This window comes from Flavonifractor sp. An52 (assembly GCF_002159385.1).
GTDB classification, from domain to species: domain Bacteria; phylum Bacillota; class Clostridia; order Oscillospirales; family Oscillospiraceae; genus Flavonifractor; species Flavonifractor avicola.
Genome location: NZ_NFIB01000022.1, coordinates 15,799 through 41,717 on the forward strand (window position 1 = coordinate 15,799; position 25,919 = coordinate 41,717).

The 25,919-nt window shown below is 60.5% G+C and carries 22 protein-coding genes and 1 tRNA gene; 9 read left to right on the forward strand and 14 right to left on the reverse strand.

Going from position 1 to position 25,919, the window contains the following annotated elements; translation table 11 throughout:
- Positions 1-58: 58 nt before the first annotated feature.
- From rlmH to B5G06_RS09485, 5 genes are all read right to left on the reverse strand, one after another.
- Positions 59-547: a 23S rRNA (pseudouridine(1915)-N(3))-methyltransferase RlmH gene (gene rlmH, locus B5G06_RS09465; protein ID WP_087188838.1), complete on the reverse strand. Its 489-nt coding sequence runs from the start codon at positions 545-547 to the stop codon at positions 59-61.
- Positions 544-1,332 carry an MBL fold metallo-hydrolase gene (locus B5G06_RS09470; protein ID WP_087188865.1) on the reverse strand — a complete coding sequence of 263 codons (789 nt, stop codon included), beginning with the start codon at positions 1,330-1,332 and terminating at the stop codon, positions 544-546. Before B5G06_RS09470 ends, rlmH begins: the two co-directional genes overlap by 4 nt.
- A gap of 65 nt (positions 1,333-1,397) precedes the next feature.
- A complete protein-coding gene (locus B5G06_RS09475) occupies positions 1,398-2,690 on the reverse strand; it encodes a UDP-N-acetylglucosamine 1-carboxyvinyltransferase (protein WP_087188839.1) in 1,293 nt (430 codons plus the stop codon).
- Between the two features lie 403 nt (positions 2,691-3,093).
- Positions 3,094-3,882 carry an NYN domain-containing protein gene (locus B5G06_RS09480; RefSeq protein ID WP_087188840.1) on the reverse strand — a complete coding sequence of 263 codons (789 nt, stop codon included), beginning with the start codon at positions 3,880-3,882 and terminating at the stop codon, positions 3,094-3,096.
- Positions 3,883-3,893: 11 nt separating this feature from the next.
- The gene (locus B5G06_RS09485; protein ID WP_087188841.1) at positions 3,894-4,697 is read right to left on the reverse strand and encodes a M55 family metallopeptidase; all 804 of its coding nucleotides are present in this window, start codon (positions 4,695-4,697) and stop codon (positions 3,894-3,896) included.
- Positions 4,698-4,837: 140 nt separating this feature from the next.
- Here B5G06_RS09485 and B5G06_RS09490 point away from each other — a divergent pair, with 140 nt between their 5' ends.
- Both B5G06_RS09490 and B5G06_RS13865 read left to right on the forward strand, forming a co-directional pair.
- Positions 4,838-5,305 (forward strand): RNA polymerase sigma factor, encoded by a 468-nt coding sequence (locus B5G06_RS09490; RefSeq protein ID WP_087188842.1) that lies wholly within the window; start codon positions 4,838-4,840, stop codon positions 5,303-5,305.
- Entirely contained in the window at positions 5,302-6,621 is a 1,320-nt protein-coding gene (locus B5G06_RS13865; RefSeq protein ID WP_143382732.1) for a hypothetical protein, read from the forward strand. Before B5G06_RS09490 ends, B5G06_RS13865 begins: the two co-directional genes overlap by 4 nt.
- A gap of 50 nt (positions 6,622-6,671) precedes the next feature.
- On the opposite strand, the gene B5G06_RS09500 is transcribed toward B5G06_RS13865, so the two are convergent.
- The 5 genes from B5G06_RS09500 to B5G06_RS09520 form a co-directional block, all read right to left on the reverse strand.
- Positions 6,672-8,120: an HlyD family efflux transporter periplasmic adaptor subunit gene (locus tag B5G06_RS09500; protein WP_087188843.1), complete on the reverse strand. Its 1,449-nt coding sequence runs from the start codon at positions 8,118-8,120 to the stop codon at positions 6,672-6,674.
- An 18-nt stretch (positions 8,121-8,138) separates the two neighbouring features.
- Positions 8,139-10,448 carry an ABC transporter permease gene (locus tag B5G06_RS09505; RefSeq protein ID WP_087188844.1) on the reverse strand — a complete coding sequence of 770 codons (2,310 nt, stop codon included), beginning with the start codon at positions 10,446-10,448 and terminating at the stop codon, positions 8,139-8,141.
- Position 10,449: 1 nt separating this feature from the next.
- Positions 10,450-11,151, reverse strand: a complete 702-nt coding sequence (locus B5G06_RS09510; protein ID WP_087188845.1) for an ABC transporter ATP-binding protein — start codon at positions 11,149-11,151, stop codon at positions 10,450-10,452.
- A gap of 175 nt (positions 11,152-11,326) precedes the next feature.
- On the reverse strand, positions 11,327-12,628 hold the full coding sequence (locus B5G06_RS09515) for a M18 family aminopeptidase (protein ID WP_087188846.1): 1,302 nt from the start codon (positions 12,626-12,628) through the stop codon (positions 11,327-11,329).
- Between the two features lie 74 nt (positions 12,629-12,702).
- Positions 12,703-12,787: transfer RNA gene (locus tag B5G06_RS09520), tRNA-Leu, on the reverse strand.
- Positions 12,788-12,908: 121 nt separating this feature from the next.
- Here B5G06_RS09520 and B5G06_RS09525 point away from each other — a divergent pair.
- Complete coding sequence (locus B5G06_RS09525) at positions 12,909-13,748, forward strand: pyridoxamine kinase (RefSeq protein WP_087188847.1); 840 nt, start codon at positions 12,909-12,911, stop codon at positions 13,746-13,748.
- A 78-nt stretch (positions 13,749-13,826) separates the two neighbouring features.
- On the opposite strand, the gene gap is transcribed toward B5G06_RS09525, so the two are convergent.
- Positions 13,827-14,840, reverse strand: a complete 1,014-nt coding sequence (gap, locus tag B5G06_RS09530; protein ID WP_087188848.1) for a type I glyceraldehyde-3-phosphate dehydrogenase — start codon at positions 14,838-14,840, stop codon at positions 13,827-13,829.
- 259 nt (positions 14,841-15,099) lie between these two features.
- On the opposite strand from gap, the gene B5G06_RS09535 reads away from it, so the two are divergent.
- The 6 genes from B5G06_RS09535 to B5G06_RS09560 all read left to right on the forward strand — a co-directional run bounded on the left by B5G06_RS09535 (position 15,100) and on the right by B5G06_RS09560 (position 22,337).
- The gene (locus B5G06_RS09535) at positions 15,100-15,891 is read left to right on the forward strand and encodes a sensor histidine kinase (protein ID WP_087188849.1); all 792 of its coding nucleotides are present in this window, start codon (positions 15,100-15,102) and stop codon (positions 15,889-15,891) included.
- A gap of 138 nt (positions 15,892-16,029) precedes the next feature.
- Entirely contained in the window at positions 16,030-17,205 is a 1,176-nt protein-coding gene (locus tag B5G06_RS09540; protein ID WP_087188850.1) for a cation diffusion facilitator family transporter, read from the forward strand.
- 394 nt (positions 17,206-17,599) lie between these two features.
- A complete protein-coding gene (locus B5G06_RS09545; protein WP_087188851.1) occupies positions 17,600-18,295 on the forward strand; it encodes a response regulator transcription factor in 696 nt (231 codons plus the stop codon).
- Complete coding sequence (locus B5G06_RS09550) at positions 18,292-19,749, forward strand: sensor histidine kinase (RefSeq protein ID WP_087188852.1); 1,458 nt, start codon at positions 18,292-18,294, stop codon at positions 19,747-19,749. The genes B5G06_RS09545 and B5G06_RS09550 overlap by 4 nt, the downstream gene beginning before the upstream one ends.
- Positions 19,750-19,764: 15 nt before the next feature.
- On the forward strand, positions 19,765-21,009 hold the full coding sequence (locus B5G06_RS09555) for a S1C family serine protease (protein WP_087188853.1): 1,245 nt from the start codon (positions 19,765-19,767) through the stop codon (positions 21,007-21,009).
- A 173-nt stretch (positions 21,010-21,182) separates the two neighbouring features.
- Entirely contained in the window at positions 21,183-22,337 is a 1,155-nt protein-coding gene (locus B5G06_RS09560; RefSeq protein ID WP_087188854.1) for an amidohydrolase, read from the forward strand.
- Positions 22,338-22,383: 46 nt separating this feature from the next.
- Here B5G06_RS09560 and rpiB read toward each other — a convergent pair whose 3' ends face one another.
- The 3 genes from rpiB to B5G06_RS09575 all read right to left on the reverse strand — a co-directional run bounded on the left by rpiB (position 22,384) and on the right by B5G06_RS09575 (position 25,909).
- Positions 22,384-22,809, reverse strand: coding sequence for a ribose 5-phosphate isomerase B (gene rpiB / locus B5G06_RS09565; protein WP_087188855.1), 426 nt, complete (start codon positions 22,807-22,809; stop codon positions 22,384-22,386).
- Positions 22,810-22,822: 13 nt separating this feature from the next.
- Positions 22,823-23,614, reverse strand: coding sequence for a histidinol-phosphatase HisJ family protein (locus B5G06_RS09570; protein ID WP_087188856.1), 792 nt, complete (start codon positions 23,612-23,614; stop codon positions 22,823-22,825).
- 177 nt (positions 23,615-23,791) lie between these two features.
- Entirely contained in the window at positions 23,792-25,909 is a 2,118-nt protein-coding gene (locus tag B5G06_RS09575; protein WP_087188857.1) for a glycosyltransferase family 39 protein, read from the reverse strand.
- Positions 25,910-25,919 lie beyond the last annotated feature (10 nt).

The following is a 25,919-nucleotide window of genomic DNA, read 5'->3' on the forward strand; positions in this document are numbered from 1 at the left end:
TATATCTACCCTGTTTTTTGGGAGTTTACGCCGTAAGCTGCAAAAAATTTCCTGCTCTTTACTTGTGGTACCCGGAGCCCTCCACGATCTTGAAGCAGCGGTAGATCTGCTCCAGCAGCATGACCCGGGCCAGGTGGTGAGGGAAGGTCATGGGGGACATGGACAGCCGCAGATCGGCCTTTTCTTTCAGGGAAGGATACATCCCGTAGGAGGAGCCGATGAGGAAGGTCAGGGTGTTTTTGCCCTGGCCCGTCCATCCCTCCAGACGGGCGGCCAGTTTCTCGCTGGAGAGAAGCTGGCCCTCCACGCACAGGGCCACCAGTGCCCCGCCCTTGGGCAGCTTGGCGGTCACCGCTGCCGCTTCCTTTTCCAGGGCGGCGTCGATCTGGGCTCGGGAGGGGTTCTGGGGCAGCCGCTCCTCGGGCAGCTCGGTGAGCTGGAGCTTGCAGTAGCCCCCCAGCCGCTTGACATATTCCGCCGCTCCGTCTATGTAGAATTTCTCCTTCAGCTTGCCCACGCAGATGATGTGGATGGAAATTCCCTTCATACGGTGTACCTCCGTCCCGGCTCGCTGCGGGGAGCCACATCCAGCAGTACGTCCCGGCCGGGAACGGCTCCCATGCGTGTGAGGGAATCCCCCACCACCTGCCGGGCCCGCTCCGGGGTGTTGTTCTCGTGGGACAGGTGGGCCAGCACCACGGCGGAGGCGCCTGCCGATACAGCGGAGCACACCAGGGCAGCCCCAGCCTCGTTGGACAGGTGGCCCCGGTCGCCCAGGATGCGGTCCTTGAGAAAGTAGGGGTAGGGGCCGGAGCGGAGCCATTCCACGTCATGGTTGGCCTCGGCTACCAGCAGATTGGCGCCCCGGATGCCCGCCTCCACCGCCTCTGTTACATGGCCCAGGTCGGTGACCACCGCCGCCTTCCGCCCGCCGGCGGAGAGGGCGTAGCCGGTGCTCTCGGCGGCGTCGTGAGGGGTGGGGAAGGTCTCAATGTCGATGGAGCCGATGGAGAAGCACTCCCCCGGCGTGAAGGGGTGAAGTACCTCTTCCAGAAAGGCGATGCGGTAGCACAGCTGCCGACCGGTGCCCCGGCTGGCGTACACCGGCACTTTCCGCTGTTTGGTCAGGGTGGTGAGACCGGAGATATGGTCGGTGTGCTCATGGGTGATGAGCACGGCGGACAGGCTGGCGGGGTCGACGCCCAGCCCCTTCAGGGCGGTGGTGATCCGGCGGCAGGAGATGCCGGCATCCACCAGAATGTGGGTGGCGCCGTCACTGACCAGCAGGCTGTTGCCGCTGGAGCCGCTGGCCAGGGTACACAGTTGAAGCACAAAATCGCTCCTTTCCAGAAAAAACAGGCGGGGGAGTTCCCCCGCCTGCATAAGATTTATGTTGATTATCCAACCTGGGCCTGTTTGTCCTCGTCGGGGGTGACCACCACACGGATGTCGGCGCCCACGCCGGACAGCTTGCGGACGATGTCCTCATAGCCGCGCTCGATGTGGTGGATGTGGCCGATCTCTGTGGTGCCCTGGGCAGCCAGTCCGGCAATAACCATGGCCGCGCCTGCCCGCAGGTCACAGGCCTGGATGCGGGCGCCGGTAAACTTCTCCACGCCCTCAATGACGGCGATCTTACCGTCCACCTGGATCTGAGCTCCCATGCGGCGGAACTCGTCCACATAACGGAACCGGTTGTCCCACACGCCCTCGGTGATGACGCTGGTGCCCTCAGCCAGACAGAGGACAGCGGCGATCTGGGGCTGCATATCGGTGGGGAAGCCGGGGTAAGGCAGGGTCTTGACGTTGGTACGGGTCAGCTTGCCGGTGCGGCGCACCAGCACGGCGTCGTCCCGCTCCTCCACGTCCACGCCCATCTCCAGCAGCTTGGCGGTGATGCACTCCAGGTGCTTGGGGATCACGTTCCTGATGAGCACCTCGCCGCCGGTGGCAGCCACGGCGGTCATATAGGTGCCCGCCTCGATCTGATCGGGAATGATGGAGTAGGTGCCGCCGGTCAGCCGCTCCACGCCCCGGATCTTGATGACGTCGGTGCCGGCGCCCATGATCTCGGCGCCCATGGAGTTGAGGAAGTTGGCCAGGTCCACAATGTGGGGCTCCTTGGCGGCATTTTCAATGATGGTCATGCCGTCGGCCAGCACGGCGGCCAGCATGATATTCATGGTGGCGCCCACGGAGACGATATCCAGATAGATCTGGGTGCCGTTCATCCGGCCATTGGAGGCCTTGGCATGGATATAGCCGCCCCGGACGTCCACGTTGGCCCCCATGGCCACAAAACCCTTGATGTGCTGGTCGATGGGCCGGCCGCCGAAATCACAGCCGCCGGGCGGGGGAACCTCCGCGGAGCCAAAGCGGCCCAGCAGAGCGCCGATCAGGTAGTAGGAGGCCCGGATCTTGCGGGCCAGTTCCTCAGGTACCCGGGCGTTGCGGATGTGGGAGCAGTCCACATCCACGGTGGTACGGTTGACCGTACGCACGTCGGCGCCCAGTTCCTGCAAAATATTGAGCAGCAGCGTTACATCGCTGATCTGAGGCAGATTTTCAATGCGGCATACCCCGTCCACCAACAGGGCGGCGGGGATGATGGCAACAGCGGCGTTTTTTGCGCCGCTGATGTCGATCTCTCCAAAAAGCGGTTTCCCGCCGTGAATCACATACTTTGTCAAAATGCAACCCTCTATTCCTTCCGCCGGGGAACACACCCACGCCGGCGGCATCCAAGGCCGGATCAGACCGGCACCATAAAGCATCTGCAAACGCCTGCCTGCGGCAGAGCGCTCCAATACGTATACATTATAACATAACCTGCCATAAAATCAAAGACATTTCTTTAATGCCTCTGTGACAGGGATGTTTTGATCATAATTTACCCTGCTATGCGGGAAATATACCAACGAGTCAGACAAAACGGACGCAGAATCCGGAAAAAAGATCCGTACTGCCCGGCGCATTGGGTCCGGAATATTATACCCTATGGGACTGCTTCTGTCTTTCTGAAAAATGCACAAAAAAAGCCACGGGAAGCTGTGAATTTCGCAGCCTCCCGTGGAAGAATATGGACGACATTCTTTATTTGCTCTGTTTATCCCGTACCAGGATGTGGGTCACGTTGGGCTGGCTGGTGGGACGCACATCCACCTCAAAGCGGGAGAGGGATTTGACCAGCTTGGACAGCTTGGAAAAACCGAAGTTCCGGGGGTCGAAGTCGGGCTGCTTTTTCACCAGCAGATTGCCCAGCTCGCCCAGAGCGGCATAGCCGTCCTCATCGGCAATTGTATCCACCGACTCGGCAATGAGCTTGACCACCGCCTGGGGGACCTTGTGCTCCGCTTCTGGAGGCTGTGCGGGAGCTTCCTTCTTTTTCTGGGGCTTCTGGGCCTTGGGTTTTTCTTCCTCCGCCCTGGCCTGCTCCGCTGCCGCCCGGATGACCTCAATGTAAACAAATTTATCGCAGGCGACAATGAAGGGATTGGGTGTTTTCCGCTCTCCCATACCGTAGACCTTTTTGCCCGCCTCCCGCAGCCGGACGGCCAGACGGGTGAAATCGCTGTCGCTGCTCACCAGCACGAAGCCGTCCACCTGGCCGGTGTAGAGGATGTCCATGGCATCGATGATCATAGCCGAGTCGGTGGCATTCTTGCCGGTGGTATAGCTGTACTGCTGGATGGGGGTGATGGCGTTTTCCAGCAGAGGGCCCTTCCAGGAGGCCAGGTTGGGGGTGGTCCAGTCTCCGTAGATTCGCTTGATGGTGGGGGTGCCGTATACCGCCACCTCCGCCATGATGTCGCCCAAGGCCGAGCGGGGCGCGTTGTCTGCGTCGATCAGCACTGCCAGGCGCAGGTCGGTCTGTTCTGACATGGCGGTCCTCCTTAAGCCAGTACGAAGTGATAAAAGCGCAGCATCTCGTACCAGTCCTTTGCCGCAAAGGAGACGGTACGGCTGTCTTTCAGGCAAGCGCCGGGGTAGAAGCTGCGGCGGTAGGCCAGTTTGTGGTCGTGGAAGGTAACGGCAGTCTCAAAGTGTTTCGGCATAGGCACCGTACAGTCCTCCGCCCGGCCCACGGCCTCCTCCGCCCCTTTCCGAATGGCTTCCACTGCGGCGCTGGGGTGCATGGAAAGTACACCGCCCCCCACACCCTCATTCACCGGGACGGTGACAATGGCGGGGATGAGCTGCCGGGCGCTGTCGCACAGGTCCTTGTCCCCGGACAGAAAACAGACGGGTACGCCGAAGTAACCTGCAATATAGGCATTGATGAGAAACTCGCTGGCCGGAGTTCCATTGAGCAGCACCTGAGCGCAGTCGGTGGTCATGGTATGGGATAATGGATTACCGCCGCAGGAGCTCCAGGCATGATAGCCGGTAAAAAGTACGCCGCCAAACGTTTCCCGGTTCAGGCCGGCCATCATACACAGGGGATCGCCGGTCCAGCCCCGGAAAATGCGGGTCTCACGGGGGAGGGCGGCGGCGTCCAGGTTGCGGGCGGAGTCATGGGCGTCCTTCACCAGCAGGCCATCCGCCCCACCGGCCAGGGCGCCCTGACAGGCGGCGGCCACCTCGGCGGTCATCTGTTTGCGGAAGGGCTCATAATCGAAAGCGGAACCCCGCTCGGTCTCCTTCCAGTCGGCAATACCGCAGGTTCCTTCGATGTCGGCGCTGAGATAAAATTGCATAGGACAGGCCTCCCAAGCGTTTTTTTCAGTATACCATAGTTTTTTGCCTTGAGGCAACTTGCGTTGGTTCCTATTTTATGCTACCATTGCAGCAATTTGCCGTCTAAAAGCGTATATAGGGTGAAAGGGGGAGAGAGGAAATGGACCCCAACCGGTTGGAAACACTGATCAAGACCCATGAAAATACCCTGTACCGGGCCGCTCTGGCCATCCTTGGGGACGCCCATGAGGCGGAGGACGCGGTGCAGGACGCCTTCCTGCGCCTGCTGGAGAAGGGGCCGGAGTTTGAAAGCCCCGCTCATGAGAAGGCCTGGCTGCTGCGGGTCACCGTCAACGGCTGCAAAAGCCGCCTGCGCTCGCCCTGGCGGCGGCGCACCGCCCCGCTGCTGGACACCTATCCCGCCGCCGCTCCGGAGGAGCAGAATCTGATGGAGACCATCATGACGCTGCCGGCCCGGGATCGGGCGGTGCTGCACCTCTACTACTATGAGGGGTACCAGACCGCCGAGATCGCCGAAATGACCGGCTGGCGGGAGGGTACCGTCCGCTCCCGGCTCACCCGTGCCAGGGCAAAGCTGGGGGACCTGCTGAAAGGAGAGTTGGAATGAACCGATACCGTGACTATATGAATCGCATCGCCGCCCCGGCGGAGCTGGCGGACAAGGTGCTGGCGGGGGAGCGGCCCCGGAGAGCCCGACCCGCTCTGGCGGTGGGGGCGCTGGCGGCCTGCTGCCTGGTGGCGGCGGCAGGCGGCTGGCAGCTGTGGCAGGGGAGAAGTCTGGCCGGGCCGGACCCCACGGCGGGGGTGGCGGCCACGCCTGCCGTGACACAGACCATCCCGGAGCGGGGCTATGCCCTGGTGGTGGAGGATGCCTTCGGAGGACAGCCCCACAGCTTCCCCAATGTACCCGGGTATGATTACCATTACCCCGACTGTACCGGCTCGGACGTCGTGATAGGCGACTACGCCTATCCGGAGGGGTGGTTCATGGAGCTGTTGTCCGCCCAGGAGATCATCAACGTGTTGGGGGGGACCGATCAGGTACCTTGGCAGTTAGATTGGACCGGCTTCGGCCTGGGCGGCATGGTGATCTACGACGGGGAGGGGAACCCCTGGCGGATCGAGATCATCGGTCAGCGGGGAGAGGATACCCTGTATCTGGAGCTGTGGCCCGGCCGGGAACCCTTCCGTGACCTGGTCTATGACGATGCCAGCGTGGAGACTGTGGACGGAATGAAGGTGACCACCTATTCCCTCTATTATGACCGGGATGGGGACGACACCAAGGAATACACCTACCATGCCGATTATTTTGACGGCGCCATAGGGGTGAACTTTACCTGTACCAGCAAAGACGAGGGGATCGCCGCCTGGCTGACCAATCTGGTGGTGGGTCACAAGGGATTTACCGCCGACGGCCTGACTACCCCCGCCGGCGGGCAGCATATGGACCTGGGTACCGCCCGACTCTACGGCAGCGGGGAGCTGACCCTGGGCGAGGCCTATCAGCAGGAGCTGGCCGCTTATCTGCCCGACCGGTCGGCCCTGCCCGACGGCTTTACCTTTGAAAGCGCCCACTGGCATTTCGACGAGGTGGAGGACAGTTTGAGCATCCTGTGGTACCGGGGGTATGACACTGTGAGCGTGAAGGCAGCCCTGCTGCTGGACTCCAACACCGGTGAGCAGCTGGACACGGACGTGCTGCCGGACGAGATCACGCCCCAGGCAATGGAGCAGCGGTTCGGCCGCTATGTGGACGATGACCTGGGGGATACCCCGGGCTGGCGATACGAATCCTTCACTGTTCACTATTTCCGCAACGGGGAGCCCACGGTGGCCGTCACTTATTCCATCAAGGGCCTTACCCCGGAGGAGGCCGCCGCCCTTGTGAACAGCTGCCAGGGAGAATGGAGCCTGGATTAAGATCTGGAGAAAAGAAGCGCCTGCCGCTGCCGCGGCAGGCGCTGTTCTGTTTACGGAAGCACGATGGTGTCCTCCTCCGTGATCCCGGACAGGATCTCCACATAGTCGCTGCCCCAGAGACCGGTCTCCACGGTGACCGTCTCGGTCTTGCCGTTGCGCAGCACCTGGACGGTGTCGCCGTCCACCGCCTTGACGGGCACACGGAGGCAATTCTCCTTCCCCTCGGTGAGAATGGACACCGACACGTTCATGCCGTCCCGCAGGCCGTCGGTGTTGTCCAGGGCGATCTCCACGGTGTAGTCGGTGACGCCGCCGGAGGTGACGCCGGTGTCCTCCACCCGCCGCACCGAGCCGGTGTAGGTGCGCTGCTCCCCGGTGTCGGTGGTGAAGGTGATGGATACGCTCTGGCCGGTACCCACCCGGTCGATGTACTGCTCGTCAATACTGGCGTGGACGCACAGGGCTTCAGGCTGGGCCAGCACCGCCATGGGGCTGCCGGCGGAGGCCAGATCCCCTTCCTTGGAAGTGCGGGAGAGGATGACCCCGTCCGCCGGAGCGGTGATGGTGTAGTCCTCCCGCTGGTCCATGAGCTGGGAGAGGGAGGTCTGGGCGGAGCGGACCTGGAGAGAGGCGTTGGTCACCGCGTTGGTGAGACTGTCGTTTTTCAGGGTGAGAATGGTCTGGCCGGCGGTGACGCTCTCCCCCTCCTGGATGGACAGGGTAAGCACCTGGCCGGACTGGGCAGAGTAGATGGCCTGCTCGGTGGCGTAGGCGATGGTTCCCGCCTCCATGCACTGTACGCCATTGACCGACGCCATGGCGGAGGCGCCGCTGGCCAGGGTGCCGGGATTGCGGAAGGAGAACTCCACGTTGACGCCGGTGCGGCTGCCGCTGAGGGCCACCGGCGTGTCATACACCCGCACCACCGTGCCGGTGAGGGTGTCCGCCATGCCGGGGAAGGAGATCACCGCGGCGCTGCCCGGGGTAAGGGCGGCGGCATCCTCCAGAGAGAAGGGGACGGTGAGCTTCAGATTGAGGCTGTCCACCACCTGGGCCACCGGTGTGCCGGCGGAGATCATATCGCCCACATGGACGTTCACCGCCGTCACCGAGCCGAAGGCGTGGGAGACCACCGTCAGGTCGGCGCAGGCGGCCTGGGCCTGGCTGAGGGATGCCTGGGCGCTGTCCACCGACAGCTGGGCCTGGACGATCTGATCCTCCAGGGCATCGGAGTCAATGGTGTACAGGGTCTGACCTGCCGTTACGGTGTCCCCCTCCTGGAAGGTACACTCCGTCACGGTACCGCTAACAGTGGGGACGATGGTATAGTTGTCGGCATAGGTCACAGTGCCGGTATCCTCCACCCGGTACTCCACCGGGCCGGTATCAGGCTGGACGGTGCGATACTCGTCCTGGCCGGAGCCGGAGCAGCTGCTTAGCAGAAGCAGGCCCAGCACAGACAGAAGAGCCGTGCCCCGCCGCCAATACACAACTTTCATAAGAAACACCCCCGTGTGCTATTCCACGCTTTTCAGTGCGCCCAGCATATCGATCTCCCGCATTTTTCGCCCGATGATCACATTGACGCCCAGGGCGAAGATCATGGTGACCGCGCATGACAGGCCGATGGCCATGGGGGTGATGATCACCTCCAGAGGCATGGCGGTGATGGAGAGGATCAGGAACCGATCCAGGGCAATGCCCAGAGGAATGCCGCACAGGATACCGGCTCCGGCGAAAATCAGGTTTTCGCTCAGCTGCAATTTTTTGATCTCTTTTTCGTAAAAGCCCAGGACCATCAGGGTGGCCAGGCTGCGGATCTGTTCATAGAAGCTCATAATGCCCAGGTTATAGATGACAATGCAGGCCAGCCCGCCGCCAAAGAGAATGAGGATGTACACCACCATGGAGGTGTTGGTCATCTTCTCCACCGCGGCAGCAGTCACTGCCTCCCGGCTCTGCCAGCCGTCCACAAAGTCGTACCGGTCCAGTTCTGTTTCCAGTGCGGCGGCATCCTGGGTGGTGAGATAGGCGGTGGTGGGCGTATAGGACTTGCCCAGCTCCCGCCACAGACTGCGGCTGATATAGGCGCCGCTGACGCACCGGTTGATCTCTGCGACCCTTAACCTGTAGTAATGGTTGTCGCCGGTAAAACGGAGGGTAATGATATCGCCCTCCTCCACCCCCAGATCGTCAGCCAGCAGCTTTTCCAGCACCACCCCGTCCTCCGGCAGGGTGAGGGACCCGGTGGCGTAGGGATCATACAGGTGAAGGGAGACGGTATCCTCGGTCACCGTCAAAGTGGAGGTGGTCCGCTGATCGTCGGTATACATCCAACAGGCGGTGGTCATCTCCAGTTCTGCCCCGGTGACGCCGGGGGCGTTGGTCAACCGGCTGTACTGGGCCTCGGTGACTGAGCTGTTCAGACTGGCCATAACGTCATACTTGTTTTGATTTTTGGCCAGGGCATCGGAGTAGGCATCCATGGAGTCCTTGATGGCAAAGGCCATGAACACCAGGGCCATACAGAAGGCGATACCCACCACACAGGTGAGCATCCGCACCTTGTTGCGGAAGGTGTTGCGGATGATGTACTTGCTGTTAAAGCCCAGCCGCCGCCACAGAGGACCCACCCGTTCCAACAGAACGGTCTTGGCGTTTTTGGGGGGCTTGGGGCGCATACACTGGGCGGGACTTTCCTTTAACAGGGAGCGGGCCACCAGCCAGGCGCTGCCCAGGCAGCACAGGGCGGTAAGGCCTGCCGCCTGGCCCCAGGCGGAGAAATCGTGGACAATAGTGTAGGGGGGCAGGTCGCAGCCGGTGGCAATGGTCCACACGATAAGCTGGGAGATGTATTTGCCCAGCAACGCGCCGATGGGAAACCCTACGATCACCACCAGCAGGGCATGGAGCAGATAGTAGATCAAAATCGTGTGGTCGTTATAGCCCAAAGCCTTGAAGGTGCCGATGTCCATACGGGCATTTTCAATGAGTCGGTTCATGGTACTCACCATCATCAGCACCGCGCACAGGAAAAACAGGGTGGGGAAGAAGGTGAGGATGGGTACCAGGTTGTCTTTGCCTTCCATCAGGGAATAGGCGGGCTGGTTGTCCTTCAGCGCCAGGATGTTGACCACTTTGTTGCCCAGCGCATCATCGATGGCTTCCCGGATGGCAGAGGCGGGAATGTCATCGGCGGTGGTGATACAGATCTGGGTATATTGATTGGCTCCCATCACCCCGCTGAGGACCTCCTCGTCCACATAGGCGAAGGCGAAACGGGACAAGTCGGGGGAGGGATTGGTGGCGTTGATGTTGTAGAGGCACTCCGGGTCCTTGCCCACACCGCAGATCTGGAGCCGCAGGTGGACTCCCAGACCGGTAAGGGTGATCTCGTACCAGTCACCCACCTCCAGACCGTGGGCAGCGGCGTACTGGTCGCTGAGGAAGATTTCCCGGCTGTTTTGGGGCAGCGATCCTTCCACAATGTAAGGGGTATTGATGGAAAAGCCGGCCACACCGTAGAGGGTGAGGGTCAGGTCGCTGTCATAGCGGTCCTCGGCATCCAGCACCACCCGGGGCTGCACACCGGTAATGCCCGCAATGGACGACAGATCCCGGCAGTCCCCCTGATCCAGGCCGGCACCGGAGATCCAGTAATCGGCCACATTTTGGGTGTCGTAGTAGTCGCCCATCAGCCGGTCTACATTGTAAATGATGCCGCTGAGGCCGGTATACACCACCACGGCGATCATGGTGATGATGCTCACCGAGATCAGCCGGGAGGCGGTGCGCCGCAGGTCGCGGAAAAAGTTTTTCCAGATCATGCTACCACTCCAGTTCCTGTACGGGCACCGGGTTGGGATTCTCTTCAAAGGATTCGATCTTGCCGCTCTTCATGCGGATCAGTACGTCGGCGGTAGGAGCCAGAGCGCCGTTGTGGGTGACCACTACCACCGTCTTTTTGCTCTGCTTGCACAGGTCGTACAGCAGGGCCAGGATGGATTTGCCTGTCACATAATCCAGGGCACCGGTGGGCTCGTCGCACAGCAGCACATCGGGATTTTTGGCCAGGGCACGGGCGATGGCGCCCCGCTGCTGCTCGCCGCCGGAGCACTGGGCGGGGAAATTCCGCCGCCGCTCGTCCAGACCCACCATACGCAGTACCTCCCGAGTGTCCAGAGGGTTGGGGCAGATCTGGCTGGCCAGTTCCACATTTTCCTCCACGGTCAGGTTGGGCATCAGGTTGTAGAACTGGAACACAAAGCCGATGCTCTCCCGGCGGTACTGGGTGAGCTGCTTCTTGTTGAACCCGGAGATCTCTTTCTCGTTGACAAAGACCTTGCCGCCGGTGGGGGAGTCCATGCCGCCCAAAATGTTGAGGACCGTGGATTTACCGGCGCCGCTAGCCCCCAGAATAATGGTGTATTTGCCCTCGGGGATGGTAAAGCTGATGTCGTCCACCGCTTTGATCACCGTTTTGCCCATGATATATTCCCGGGACACGTGCTCCAGCCGAACGCCTGCCATAGGGACGACACCTCCCTGAAATTGGTTAAAAAATACGGATATCGGTGGAATTAGAGAAATTATTTGTGCTATTATGCTATATTATAACACGGCATATTTGCTTTCTCAATCCCTGGGGGAAAGGCTGAATAAAAAATCATCTGCGGTTTCCGAAGTAACCGCAGATGATTTGGTATTATGCAAATTGATAGATGCCGTCGGCGATGGGCGCAAAGCCGGCCTGGAAGAAGGCGGCGCAGGCTTTGGCCATATAGGCCGGGTCCTGACTGCCGGCGGTCTCCACGGCAGAGTGCATAGCCAGCTGGGCCATTCCGATGTCCACCATGGGGATGCTGACGGCCTGGCTGAGCAGATTGCCCAGGGTGGAGCCACCGGGCTCGTCGGCCCGGTTGGCAAAGATCTGCACCGGCACTCCGGCCTGCTGGCAGACGGCCTTGAACAGACCGGCGGTGAGGCCGGTGGTGGTGTACTTCTGGTTGGCGGACAGCTTGATGACCACGCCGCCGTTGGGGTAGACCTTGTTGGCGGGATCGGCCTTCTCGGTGAAGTTGGGGTGGACGGCGTGGCCATTGTCGGCGCTGAGGAGCATACTGCCGGTCAGAGCCTGCCGCACCTGCTGGTCGTCCAGCTTCAGGACATGGGCAATGCGGGAGAGCACATCGGGCAGGAAGGAGCTGAGGGCTCCCTGCCGGGTGCCGCTGCCCACCTCCTCGTTGTCAAAAAGACAGTAGACCTGACCCAGCTTGTCCTGAGGGGCGGCGGTGAGCAGGCCCTCCAGGGTGGCGTAGGCGCAGCCCAGATCGTCAATGCGGGGGGCCTGGAACAGCTCCCCGGCGGGACCCAGCACCACCGGCTGCTGCCGGGGGCAGAGGGTGAGATCGGTGGAGAGAATGTGCTCGGGATTCACGTTCAGCTCCTGGGCCACCAGCTGGGTGAGGGAGGGGCTGCCCGCCAGGCCGTACAGGGGCTGCATATCCTTCTGGGCGTTGTAGTCATGGCCCCGGTTCACATCCCGCTGCTGATGGATGGCCAGGCTGGGGATGGTGAGCAGGTCCCGGTCCAGGTAGATCAGACTGCTCTCCACGCCCTGGGCGGTTTTGACAATGGCCCGGCCTGCCACAGTGAGGGGCCGGTCCAGCCAGGAGGCACAGTTCATGCCGCCGTAGCCTTCAGCAGACAGGCGGAGGTAGCGCTTGTCGCCTTCCAGCACGTCGCCCTTAATATAAAAGGTGGGAGAGTCGCTGTGGGCGGCGGTCATCCGCCAGCCGGTGAGAGCGGTTTTAGGCAGCCGGAAGGCGATGAGGCTGCTCTGGTTGCGGGTGGTGTAATAGCCTTTGCCCCACTCCAGGGTCCAGGACGCGCACTCCTCCAGTCGGGTGAAGCCGGCCTCCTCCAGCAGGGCGGCGGCGCTGCCCACGGCGTGGTAGGGGCTGGGACTGCGGGAAATAAAATTCATCAGTTGATGCAGGGTATCCATATTTGGTAACCTCCTGGGTGAAAGATCCAAAGATATGATAAAAAGCCGCGAACGTGGCAACGTCCGCGGCAGCGTGGTGCGGGCATGGGGACTCGAACCCCAACGCCGTGAAGCACGAGAACCTAAATCTCGCATGTCTACCAATTCCATCATGCCCGCCTGTTGTGTCCACTAGTTTAGCATCCGCGAGGGAAAATGTCAATTCCGACAGGGGGTTGCGGCAGGGACAGGAAGGCATTATAATGAAATGGCATATGCAGCCCAAAGGAGGAACCATACCATGGAAATTGCACCCCGGATTGCTGCCATACAGGATATTTCGGGCTTTGGCCGCTGCTCATTGACGGTGGTGCTGCCGGTGCTATCCGCTATGGGCAGCCAGTGCTGCCCCCTGCTTACCGCCAGCCTCTCTGCCCATACCGCCTTCCCGCCCAGCGATAAAGCCACCTTTCTGGACCTGACCGGCCAGATGGAGGGGACCACGGCCCATTGGGCGGAGCTGGGCGTGACCTTTGACGCCATCTACAGTGGTTTCCTGGGATCGGCAGACCAGATCCGGATCATTGAGGACTTTTATCGGAAGTTCCGGGGAGAACATACCCGGGTGCTGGTGGACCCGGTGATGGGAGACCACGGAAAGCCCTACCGCACCTGTACCCCAGACCTGTGCGCTAAAATGCGTCAGCTGGCTGACCAGGCCGACTGCATCACCCCCAACTGGACCGAGGCCGCCCTGCTGCTGGACGAGGACTACGCCAACCGTCCCACGGAGGAGACGGGCATCCGGAACTGGTTGGAGCGGCTGAGCCTGGACGGCAGGCGTTCGGTGGTGCTCACCGGTGTCAGCCTGACGGAGGGCCAAATCGGGGCGGGCTATTTTGACCGCATCACCGGCACCACCGGCTTTGCCATGGCGCACCAGGAGCCCGCCCATTTCCCCGGCACTGGTGACCTCTTTGCCAGCGTGCTGCTGGGGGCGCTGATGCGGGGAGACGAGCTGCCCGGATCGGTGCGGCAGGCGGTGGACTTTGTCCAGCGCTGCGTGGCTTGCACCCTGGAGGTGGGTACCCCGCCTCTGGAGGGGGTTCAGTTTGAGCCCCTGCTGAAGGAACTGGTGTAAACGCCGCCTAATATCAGAGAGATAAACATAAAAAAGGGACGCTGCTGATGCAGCGTCCCTTTTTTGGATTCAAGTAACTTACTTGTGGTCCACGGAATACATATGAGCAATGAGGTCCAGGACCTTGTTGGAGTAGCCGATCTCGTTGTCGTACCAAGACACGACCTTCACGAAGGTGTCGGTCAGAGCGATACCGGCGCCGGCGTCGAAGATGGAGGTACGGGTGTCGCCCAGGAAGTCGGAGGAGACAACGGCATCCTCGGTGTAGCCCAAGATGCCCTTCAGCTCGCCCTCGGAAGCGGCCTTCATGGCGGCGCAGATCTCGTCGTACTTGGCGGGCTTGGCCAGGTTGACAGTCAGGTCAACCACGGACACGTCCAGGGTGGGAACACGCATGGACATACCGGTCAGCTTGCCGTTCAGCTCGGGGATAACCTTGCCCACGGCCTTGGCGGCGCCGGTGGAGGAGGGGATGATGTTGCCGGCAGCAGCGCGGCCACCACGCCAGTCCTTCTTGGAGGGGCCGTCGACGGTCTTCTGGGTAGCGGTGGTGGAGTGAACGGTGGTCATCAGACCATCGGTGATGCCCCAGTTGTCATGCAGCACCTTGGCGATGGGAGCCAGGCAGTTGGTGGTGCAGGAGGCGTTGGACACGAACTTCATGTCGGAAGTGTAGGTGTTGTGGTTGACGCCCATCACGAACATGGGGGTGGAGTCCTTGGAAGGAGCGGACATAACGACCTTCTTGGCACCGGCGTCGATGTGAGCCTGGGCCTTCTCCTGGGTCAGGAACACGCCGGTGGACTCCACGACGTACTCAGCGCCCACCTCGCCCCAGGGAATGTCCTTGGGGTCCATGCAGGCAAAGAACTTCACGGTCTTGCCGTTGACAATGATGGCGTCATCGGTGTACTCGATGGTGCCGTCGAACTGACCGTGCATGGTATCGTAACGGAGCATATAAGCCATGTAGTCGGGGGTCATGAAGGGATCGTTGATACCCACGAACTCGATGTCAGAGCGGTTGATGCCGGCGCGGAACACCAGACGGCCGATACGGCCAAAACCGTTAATACCCACTTTAATGCTCATAGTGAATCTCTCCTTTGTTCTAAATAGCCTCTTAATACATCTTTCTTTGGCGCGACTACATTATAGACTAATCTGCCGGGAATGAAAAGAGGAAAAATGCAAAACTTACTGGGGAAACTGTATAAATTTATATGGCGGTTATCGGTAAACGTGGCGGTTTCGATGTAATACGACCGTATTCCTTGAGATTCGACAAAATATTTGCTATACTGACTTTGACTTTACCGTGTTTTGGGAGCTGAGAGGAGGAGGGAGGCCCATGGAGCCTGTTTCCGAGGATCTGGGGCTGCTGCTGGTGGAGCAGTTCCGGGAGCAGATGAACAATCTGGCGGCGGCGGTGCAGCTGCTGACGCCGGTGGTACAGGAGAAGGGAGGGCGCCAATGTGAGCCCTACCTGGCCATCCTCCACCAGAGTATGTACCGCATGATGCGGATGCTGGGCAATCTGGAATATCTCCAGCTGCCGGAGGACGAATTGACAGTGACCCGGACCAGTCTGGACCTTGCCGGGCTGTGCCGCGGCCTTGGAGAGCAGGTGGCTTCCCTGGCGGGACAGGCGGGCCTGGAGTTCTCTTATGAGGAGGAGCGGGGCAGCCTCATCACCACCGGGGACGGCCCCCAGCTGCGGCGGATGCTGCTGGGCCTCATTTCCAATGCCTTTCGGGCGGCCGGAAAAGGGGGGCATACCGGACTGCGCCTGGCGGTGCGCCAGGACCGGGCGGTGCTTACCGTGTGGGACGACGGCCCCGGATTGCTGCCGCCGGAGGAGGAGAAAGAGCAGGAGCTGCTCCACCGGCCCGACGGCCTGGGCCTTGGCCTGCGGGTGGCCCGGCGGATCGCCGCCCTCCACGGCGGGGCTATCGTATTTGAGCAGCGGGAGGACCGGGGGTCCCGGGCGGTGGTCTCTCTGCCCATCCGGCCGCCGGAGGGGGGCGCGGTGCTGCGTACCCCGCGGACAGACTGGGATCGGTCGGGTGGTTTCTCCGATCTGATGGTGGAGCTGTCCGCCGTATTGCCCTACGAGGCTTTTTTACCCGCTGACCTGGAGTAAGATACAAATGAAAAAAGAGCGCGGCGCTTGGCGCAGCGCTCTTTTTCTATTCCCAGGAAAGCGGTATGGAACTTGACGTTACCGGCCTTCCGTGGGATAATAATAAGAATCTTGTTTTTTGGTTTGGAGTGAGCGTATATGACGGATTTTCTGGTCCGGCATTTTGTACGAGATTATCAGCAGGTACAGGACCCGGCGGTGCGGGAGCGCTACGGTGTACTGTCCGGCGGAGTAGGTATTTTCCTCAACCTGCTGCTGTCGCTGGGCAAGTTTTTTGCCGGCGTGGTCACCGGCTCCATCGCTGTCACTGCCGACGCCTTCAACAACCTGTCCGACGCAGGTTCCTCAGTGGTGACCCTGGTGGGCTTCAAGCTGGCGGGGCAGAAGGCTGATGACGGCCACCCCTTTGGCCACGGCCGCATTGAGTATCTGGCGGGACTGCTGGTGTCCCTGCTGATATTAATGGTAGGTGTGGAGCTGGGCAAGACCTCCATTGAGAAGATCATCCAGCCGGAGGAAGTGGCCTTTTCCATCCTGTCGGTGGGTATTCTGGTTTGCTCTATCCTGATCAAGCTGTGGATGAGTCTTTTCAACCGGAAGCTGGGCAAGCGTATCCACTCGGCGGCCATGCAGGCCACTGCCACCGACTCCCTGTCTGATGTGGTGGCCACCTCCGCCGTGCTGGCGGGCACCCTAATCGGTCACTTTGCTCATGTGAGCATTGACGGCTGGATCGGCGTGGTGGTGGCAGTCTTTATCCTGCGGGCCGGCTGGGGCGCCGCCAAGGATACCCTGAATCCCCTGCTGGGCACCGCCCCCGACCCGGAGCTGGTGAAGGCCATCCAGCAGCTGGTTCTGTCCCACGAGCAGGTGGTGGGGATGCACGATCTGGTGATCCATGACTACGGACCGGGCCGTCGGATGTGCTCCTTCCACGCCGAGGTGCCGGAGGGAGACGACATCATGGAGGCCCATGATGCCATCGATCACATCGAGCGGGAGATCCAGGAGAAATTCGGCATTGAGACCACCGCCCACATGGACCCCATTGCCACCGGAGACAGTGAGGTAGCCCGTCTGCGGGAGCAGGTGAGCGAGCTGGTCCGGGAGATCGACCCGGATATGAGCATCCACGACTTCCGCCTGACCCGTGGTCCCCGACACTCCAATCTGATCTTTGATGTGGTGGTCCCCCACCGCTGCCGTCTCAGCGATGAGGAGATTCGCAGACGCATTACCGAGGCGGCAGAGCAGGTGGTGCCCGGCTGCTATGTGGTGCTCCAGCTGGATCGGTCCTATGTGGGGGCAAGATAAGGCGATTTACAAATTGTTCACCCCCACTGTGGGGAAACGTGTATAATAATGTCTGATGAATAAACCGAAAATCGGTTTATTCCCGCGGCTGTAGCCGCGTAATTCCATAAAATGGCTCAAGGGAGCCGATTTTATGGAATTCAGCCATTGTTATAATGCGTATTTCCATTGGTGCGTTGAGACGCACCAATGGAAGGTGCAAGGTTTTTTGGATAACTTTGTCCAAAAACCTTGCACCTGAACAAAGCTATTTGGCCTTGAAAGATTTGGCTTTCAAGCCTTCCGGCTCTGTTCATTACGCATTATAATAAGGTTAAGTATGGCACAGACGCCCAGGTATAAACGGACATACCGGAAGAATACCATTTGATTAGTCTGAAAAGGACGGTGTACTATGGCCAAGAAAGTCCTCATCGTGGAAGACGACTCCAACATTGCTGAACTGCTCCATCTCTATCTGGAGAAGGAGGGGTTCGAAACAGCGGTGGCCGGCGACGGCGGCAAGGGTGTGGAACTGTTCCGCTCCTTCCGGCCTGACCTGGTTCTGCTGGACATTATGCTGCCCGTTATGGACGGCTGGTCGGTGCTGAAAAAGATCCGGGAGAATGACAAGACCCCCGTGATCATGCTCACCGCCAAGGGCGAGACCCAGGACAAGGTGGCGGGCCTGGAGGGGGGCGCCGACGATTACATTGTCAAGCCCTTTGAGATGAAGGAAGTGCTGGCCCGCATCCACGCGGTGATGCGCCGGTTCGGCGGTGACGAAAACGGAGGGGGAGAGAAGAAGCTCTCCTTTGACAAGCTGGTCATCAACCTGGATTCCTATGAGCTGCTGGTGGACGGCAAGCGGGTGGACACGCCCCCCAAGGAGCTGGAGCTTTTGTACCATCTGGCTGCCTCCCCCAACCGGGTGTTTACCCGCAACCAGCTGCTGGATGAGGTGTGGGGCTTCGATTACTTCGGAGACTCCCGTACCGTGGACGTACACATCAAGCGCCTGCGGGAGAAGCTGGAGGGCGTCAGCAGCCAGTGGAGCCTCAAGACCGTGTGGGGCGTAGGATATAAATTCGAGGTTGTGACGGCCTCATGAGAAGCCTGTATAAGCGGCAGTTTATCCTGACAGCCGGTATGATCCTGGTGTCCTTTGCTCTGTTGGGTGTGGCGTTCTTTACCCTGTCCTATCAGTACACCATCCGTCAGACCAAAGAATCCATGGAGCGCAACGCCGATTATGTGGCCAACTTCACGTCCAAGTCCCGGGCTCTGGGGCTGGGTGTGGAGGATGACGTCTACATTACCATGATCGCCACCATCGCCCAGATCTCCGACGCCGTGGTACTCATCACGGAGGCGGATGGCGAGATGGTGGTATCCACCGACGGCGTAACGGTTAAGGGCTACAACACCCTGGGCGGACGCTATCTGCCCCGCACCGTAGTGGAGCAGGTGACCCAGTCTGGGGGATATACCGGCATGAGCACCCTGGGCGGGTTCTTCTCTGAAAAGCGCTATGTGGCCGGTACGCCCATTGTGGTGGAGACACTGGACCGCAGCAGCGGCCAGGTGGTCAAGACCATGGTGGGTGTGGCCTATGTGGCGGCGGAGGCCTCCAGCCTCACCGAGCTGTGGCGGGCGTTTACCACCATCTTCTTCTTTACCGCGGTGGTGGTGCTGTGCATTGCCTTCCTGACCAGCTCTGTGACCTCTCTCAAGCAGACCAAACCGTTGAAGGAGATCGCCGAGATCGCCAGAAAGTTTGGCCACGGCGAGTATGAGCTGCGGGTCAAGGGCTATGAGGACCGGCGGGACGAGGTGGGAGAGCTGGCCGAGGCCTTTAATGCCATGGCCGACTCCATCTCCAAGAGTGAGGAGCGGCGGTCCGAGTTTGTGGCCAACATCTCCCATGAGTTAAAGACCCCCATGACTACCATTGCCGGCTTTTCCGACGGCATTCTGGATGGCACCATCCCGCCGGAGCGGGAGCGGGCTGCCCTCCAGACCATCTCCTCCGAGACCCGGCGGCTGTCCCGGCTGGTGCGGCGAATGCTGGACCTGTCCCGGCTCCAGTCGGCGGAAAATGTCACTGCCCAGGAGCAGTTTGACGTCTCCGAGATCATGCTGCGGGTGCTGGTGAGCCTGGAGACCAAGATCAATGCCCGGCATCTGGACGTAGACACCCAGCTGCCTGACGGGGCGGTGATGGTGTGGGGCGATCCGGACGCCATCACTCAGGTGTGCTATAACCTGCTGGATAACGCCATCAAGTTCTCCAATGAAGGGAGCACCATGGGCATCTCCATCACCACCAAAGGCGGAAAGGCCCATGTGGCGGTACGCAACACCGGGCAGACCATCCCGCCGGATGAGTTGGCCATGATTTTCGACCGGTTCCACAAGAGTGACAAATCCCGCAGTGTGGACCGGGAAGGCGTGGGCCTGGGCCTGTATATCGTCAAGACCATTCTGAACAACCACAAGGAAAATATTACAGTGACCAGCCAGGACGGTGTGACCGAGTTCAACTTTACGTTGACCCTGGCATAAGGACAGGAGGGAGCCATGCACGGCTACTATTACGACCAGAACCGGGTCTATCCGCCGGAGGACCAGGGCCGCCGGCGGCGTCCGGGCCGGAGAGGGCCGGGGAAGGCTGTGGTGCTCTTCTGCTGCGCCCTGGCTCTGCTGCTGGTCGCGGCGGTAGTGCTGCGCTGGGTGGGTGATTCCCTGTCCCCCCGGGAGGATTTATTCCACTCTGGTGATAAATCCCCCGAAAACACCCCCTATGACTGGGGCGATACCTGGGATTGGGAGGACGAGGAGACCGGAGAGACCACCGTGGAGCGGGCCCCCTTGGGGGACGATGTGACCCTGACGTTGACGCCCCAGCCTCAGACAGAGGCCCATACGCTCCAGACCATCTACCAGGAAAACATCCAGTCCATCGTGTCCATCTGGGGCGACGCGGGGACGTCCTACTCCTTCGGCACCGGTGTGGTGCTGTCTGCCGACGGCTACATTATTACCAATACCCACGTCATTGAGGGCTGCAGTTCCGTGGAGGTGGTTCTCCAGGACGACAGCAGCTATGAGGCTCTGCTGGTGGGGATGGATGTGCCCACCGATCTGGCCGTGCTCAAGATCGACGCGCAGAACCTGCATCCTGCTGTGTTCGGCAATTCCGATGAGCTGCAGGTGGGGGATACGGTGGTTGCCATCGGCAATCCCCTGGGCCAGGAGCTGCGGGGCACCATGACCGACGGCATCATCTCCGCCATCAACCGGGATGTGGACGTGGACGGGTACAGTATGGTGCTCATCCAGACCACCGCCGCCCTCAACTCGGGCAATTCGGGAGGCGCCCTCATCAATGAATACGGCCAGGTGGTGGGGATCACCAATATGAAGATGTCCGCCTATGACGATACGGTGGAGGGTCTGGGCTTTGCCATTCCCACCACTACCGTCAAGACGGTGGTGGACGATCTGATCCGCCAGGGCTACGTCAGCGGGGAGCCTTCCATCGGTATCACCTGCTACACAGTTACCGAAGAGATGGCGGAGGAATATGACCTGCCGCTGGGGGTCTATGTGAAAAGTGTACAGCAGGACTCCGACGCCAAAAAGCAGGGTGTTTTTCCCGGCGACGTGATCGTGGAGGCCAATGGACAGAGCATCACCACCATTGAGGAGCTGCTGGCATTGAAGGAAGGCATGGAAGCGGGCGATGTGATCCACTTCCGCCTGTGGCGGAGCGGCGGATACCTGGAGCGGGATGTGACCCTGATGGAACAGTATGTTCCCTGAACAAAGACAGAAAAAACGGGCGTCTCCGTTAGGAGACGCCCAATATTACACAGAAGAATGGATTGAATGGTGACGTGGATCGCACTTGTCCTTCCTGTGAGCTGTGAATACAATATACTATAAATTACCAAAAATGTCAAACAAAAGATTTGACGAAAGGGGTCGGAAAGAAGATGATGATTGTCAACGGGGTGGTCCACCCCATGGATGGGCCGGTGATCCAGCGGGGTTATGTGGCCTTTGAGGATGGAAAGATCACGGCGGTGGGACCCATGGAGGAGCTGACCGCCGTCGCAGAGGGGGCGATGGATGCCCGGGGAGGGCACATCCTGCCCGGCTTTATTGACGCCCACTGCCACCTGGGCCTGTTTGGAGACTCCCTGGGGTTTGAAGCGGACGACGGCAACGAGTCCACCGACCCCTGCACCCCCCAACTGCGGGCCATCGACGGGGTGAATCCTCTGGACCGGTGCTTTCAGGAGGCACGGGAGGGGGGCGTCACCACGGTGCTCACCGGCCCCGGTTCTGCCAACCCCATCGCTGGGCAGTTCCTGGCTCTGAAAACCGACGGCCGTTGGGTGGATGAGATGGTGGTTAAAGCCCCGGCGGCTATGAAATTTGCTCTGGGGGAGAACCCGAAGTCGGTATACAACGACCGGAAGGAGACCCCGGTGACCCGCATGGCCACAGCCGCCCTGATTCGGGAGGAGCTGTCCAAGGCCATGGAATATCAGGACAAGCAGGACAAGGCCTCGGAGGACCCGGATACCGATATGCCTGACTATGACGCCAAGCTGGAGGCTCTGCTGCCGGTGCTGAAGGGGGAGGTGCCCGCCCACTTCCACGCCCACCGTGCGGATGATATCGCCACGGCGGTACGGCTCAGCCGGGAGTTCGGCCTGAAGTACGTCATTGTCCACGGTACCGAGGGCTATAAGATCTCCGACCTGCTGGCCGCTGAGGGGGCGGCCGTGATTACCGGCCCCTGCCTCACCGACCGCTCCAAGCCGGAGCTGGTGGGCCAGACCCTGGCTAACCCGGCCCTGCTGTCCAAAGCTGGGGTACGGGTGGCCATCTGTACCGACCACCCGGAGACCCCCATCCAGTACCTGCCCCTGTGCGCCGCCATGGCGGTGCGAGGTGGCATGGAGGAGGAGGAGGCTCTGGCGGCCATCACACGCAATCCGGCTGAGATCGCCGGCATCGGCCATCGGGTGGGTACCCTGACCCCCGGCAAGGACGCCGATATCGTGGTCACCCAGGGCCATCCCTTTGACTGGAACGGTAAGGTCCAGGCCGTGTTCCTGGAGGGAAAACAGGTTAAATAAGCAGCAAAAAGGCGCGCCTTACGGCGCGCCTTTTTTGCGGAAATCGTCAGGGCTCCAGCTTGTCCACCCGGCGCTGGTGGCGGCCGCCCTCAAACTCAGTATTGAGGAAGGCATCCAGGATCTTGTCGGCCATGTTGTTGCCGATGAGACCGCCGCCCATAGCCAGCATATTGGCGTTGTTGTGCCGGCGGGTCATCTCGGCGGACAGGGGCTCGCTGCACAGGGCGCAGCGAATGCCCTTCACCTTGTTGGCGGCGATGGAGATGCCGATACCGGTGGTGCAGATGACGATGCCCCGGTCACATTCGCCGGAGGCCACCGCCTCAGCCGCCGCCCGGCCGAAGTCGGGATAGTCGCAGCTGTCAGACGTGTAGCAGCCGTAATCCTTGTAGGCCAGCTGGTGCTGGTCCAGATAGTCCATGACGTGGCGCTTGAGGGCCAGTCCTCCGTGGTCAGAACCCAGTGCGATCATAATAACATCCTCCTTACAGTGTGTGGAACACAGGTTTGCGCTTCTCGTAGGTGGCCAGATAGCGGAAGCCCGCCTCCGCCAGCAGCTGGCAGGCCTGCTCACAGCCCTTGCCCACCCCGTCAGTGGTGTGTGCGTCAGAGCCGATGGTAACAATCTCGCCGCCGCAGGCCTTGAACTGCTTGAGTACCGGCAGCCACTCCTTCAGAGTGCGGCCCCGCCAGGTGTTGATCTCAATGCCCCGGCCACGCTCCGCCGCCGCACGGAAGATACCGTCCAGCACATCGTGGTAGCGGTCCAGGGAGATGGGGTGATCCATGTAGCGCAGGGGGTAGATGATGTGGCTGAGCACGTCGTAGAAATCGGTGACTGCCAGCTTTGCCATGGAAGAGAAGTAGTCATCCAGGGCGGCGTAGCAGGCAGCGGGATCGGGGTAGTCCACATAGTAGAAATCGGTGCCACCCTTTTCAGGGCAGAGATTATGGATGGAACCCAGTACGAAATCCAACTCGGGACGGTCCAGAATGGCGCGGCTGACTTCCGGATTCAAGTGGGCCATGCCGAACTCCAGGCCCAGGCGGATGGTCAGCTTACCGGCGTAACGGGGAGCTACGGCGGCGTATTGCTCCAGAGCGGGGGGCCAGTCGTAGTGGTCTACCGGCTCTCCGTAGAGCTCCAGCAGGTCGCAGTGATCAGTGATACACAGCTCATTCAGTCCCGCAGCCACAGCGGCATCGGCCATATCGGCCAGGGGCACGCTGCCGTCGGGGGAAAGCTTGGTGTGGGTGTGATAGTCGGTCAGGTACATAATTGAATTGCCTCCAGAGCAGCAATGTGAAAATCCATGTTTGGGGGAATTCATTTCTCCCAAACATACCACGACCCGCGCCACAGGGCGCGAAACCGGGGGTATCAAATCCGTTGTGCCGCTTGCGGCGCGGCGGATTTGTATCCAGGGGGTATGGGATACCCCCTGGACTGGCATTTAGAAGGGCCAGGCGGGGAACCACTTCAGAATGCAGGTTCCGTACCAGCTGGGATAGGTAATACCCACCAGCACCGGATAGAACAGGGCATACAGGGCCGCAGCTCCGCCGGTGACGGCATACATGGCCGGCTTCCAGGGGACTATCTCTTCCTTTTTGGACAAGGTGTAGAACACATAGCACAGGGCCAGGATGAGGAAGAGCACCGAGGGGAAGTAGTGGTAGGCGAAGGTAATACGGCCGATGAAGAACCAAGGCACCAGCTGGGCCAGATAGCCGATGAGAATAAACAATGCAATGGGAGAGGATTGCCGGAAGGTGCGGCTGACAAACCAGCCCAGGACCAGATAGAGGGCCAGCAGGGCCACGATGAGCACCAGGCAGAGCAGTCGGGTCTGGGTATCGGTCTCCGGGTCAAAAACGCCGGTGACCCAGGCAGCGGAGGCTGCTCCGCCCAGCCCAGAGAGACCAAAGAAGGTCAGCTTGGCCCACAGGGGGCGGAAAGCCTGGGCGGCGCACACCAGCATGGCTGCCAGTCCGCCCCAACAGACCACAGGATTGAGGAAGGCGGCAAAGCGGGTGGTGACTCCGGCCACGGAGTTGTCCATATAGTACAGGATGGGCCGGGCGTTGACCAGCCACTCGTACCACCGGGAGGAGTAGGGGTGGGAGGAGGTGACGCCGTTGTGGTAGGAGAGCATATATTTCTGGTTTTCCCACATCTCGCTGAACAGGTTTCCCAGAGACAGATCCCCGGAGGCCGCGGCGTAGGGCAGATAGGACAGCAGGTAGATGACGGCGGGGATCACCGCAAAGACCAACACCGAGAAGGCCAGAATCTTTACCGTCCAGCCTGCCCGCTGGTGGCGCTCTTCCTCCGGCCAGCGGCGCAGTTTGACCACCAGACCGATGAAATAGAGAGCCACCAGTCCGGTGCAGCCGTAGATTACCGTCCATTTGGAGGCAGCACCGATGCCCCAGAACAGCCCCGACAGGAAGAGGGGCAGGGCGCACTGCTTGAAGGAGGCACCGTCAGGCAGGGTCAGATACCGGTACATAAAGTAGTACATCAAAAGGATGAAGAAGAAAGCGTAGGTATCGATGGTGGCCAGCCTGGTCTGAGTCAGGTGCATAAAGTCCACTGCCAGCAAAATGGTGCCGCAGGTGGCAATGGAGGTGCGGCCGAAGAGGTTTTTCAAAAACAGATAGAGCAGAGGGATCATGGCGATCCCGAAGAGGGTACCCATGAATCGCCAACCGAAGGGGGTCATGCCGAACAGGGCGATGCCCACGCTCATAATCAGCTTGCCCAGGGGCGGATGGGAAATCTCATAGGGTTCCACACCCCGCAGATGCTCATAGGCGGTGCGGGGATGATAGATCTCATCAAAATAGGCGGAGTTCTCAAAGGAGATGGTCTCAGGTACCGTATCCGCTTCGTCGAAGAGGGGATTGGTGCTGTCGCTGATCCAAATACGGTTGCCGTTTTCGTCAAACAGGGCCAGCTCGTTCAGCTCCAGCAGGCCCTTGTTGGCCTGACCGGTAATCCGGATATAGCGGATATACTGGGGGTTGTCAAAGGTGATTTCGTTCCACTTGAACAGCTGGTTGTAGTTCTGGGTCATGGCATAGCTGGCGCCGTAGCCGGTGCCGTCAGCCCAGTAGTACCCGGTGATCTCGTCAGGATCGTCGGCATTGTCCTTCCGCTGCCACAGGGACAGCCAGTTTACCCCGTCGGAGGAGATCTCCACCTGATATTTGCCGGTGCCCAGGCCGCAGAAATACCACAGCTTGGAGGCCAGGTATTCCTCCGAAAATGCGAAGGTGGCGGATTTTTCATCGCCGAAGTCCCAGGGGTTTTGAGGGGCGGTGGTGGAGCCCAGGTTAAAGAAGGCGGTGACGGCATAGGCAATGGTGATCAGTACCATGGGGATGGCGTCCTTTTTCACCAGGGGATGCCGCCGTCCGGCAAAGGTAAAGGGCCGCTTTTCCGGGAGCGGGGCCAGCTGCTGGGCCAGAGGGGCCCGCATGGTCTGGGCGTACCACAGAAAGAAACCCAGCAGCGCCGCGATGGTCAGAATGGGAAAGAGATATACAAGGTATTGAACGGGTCCCATAGGAGCACCT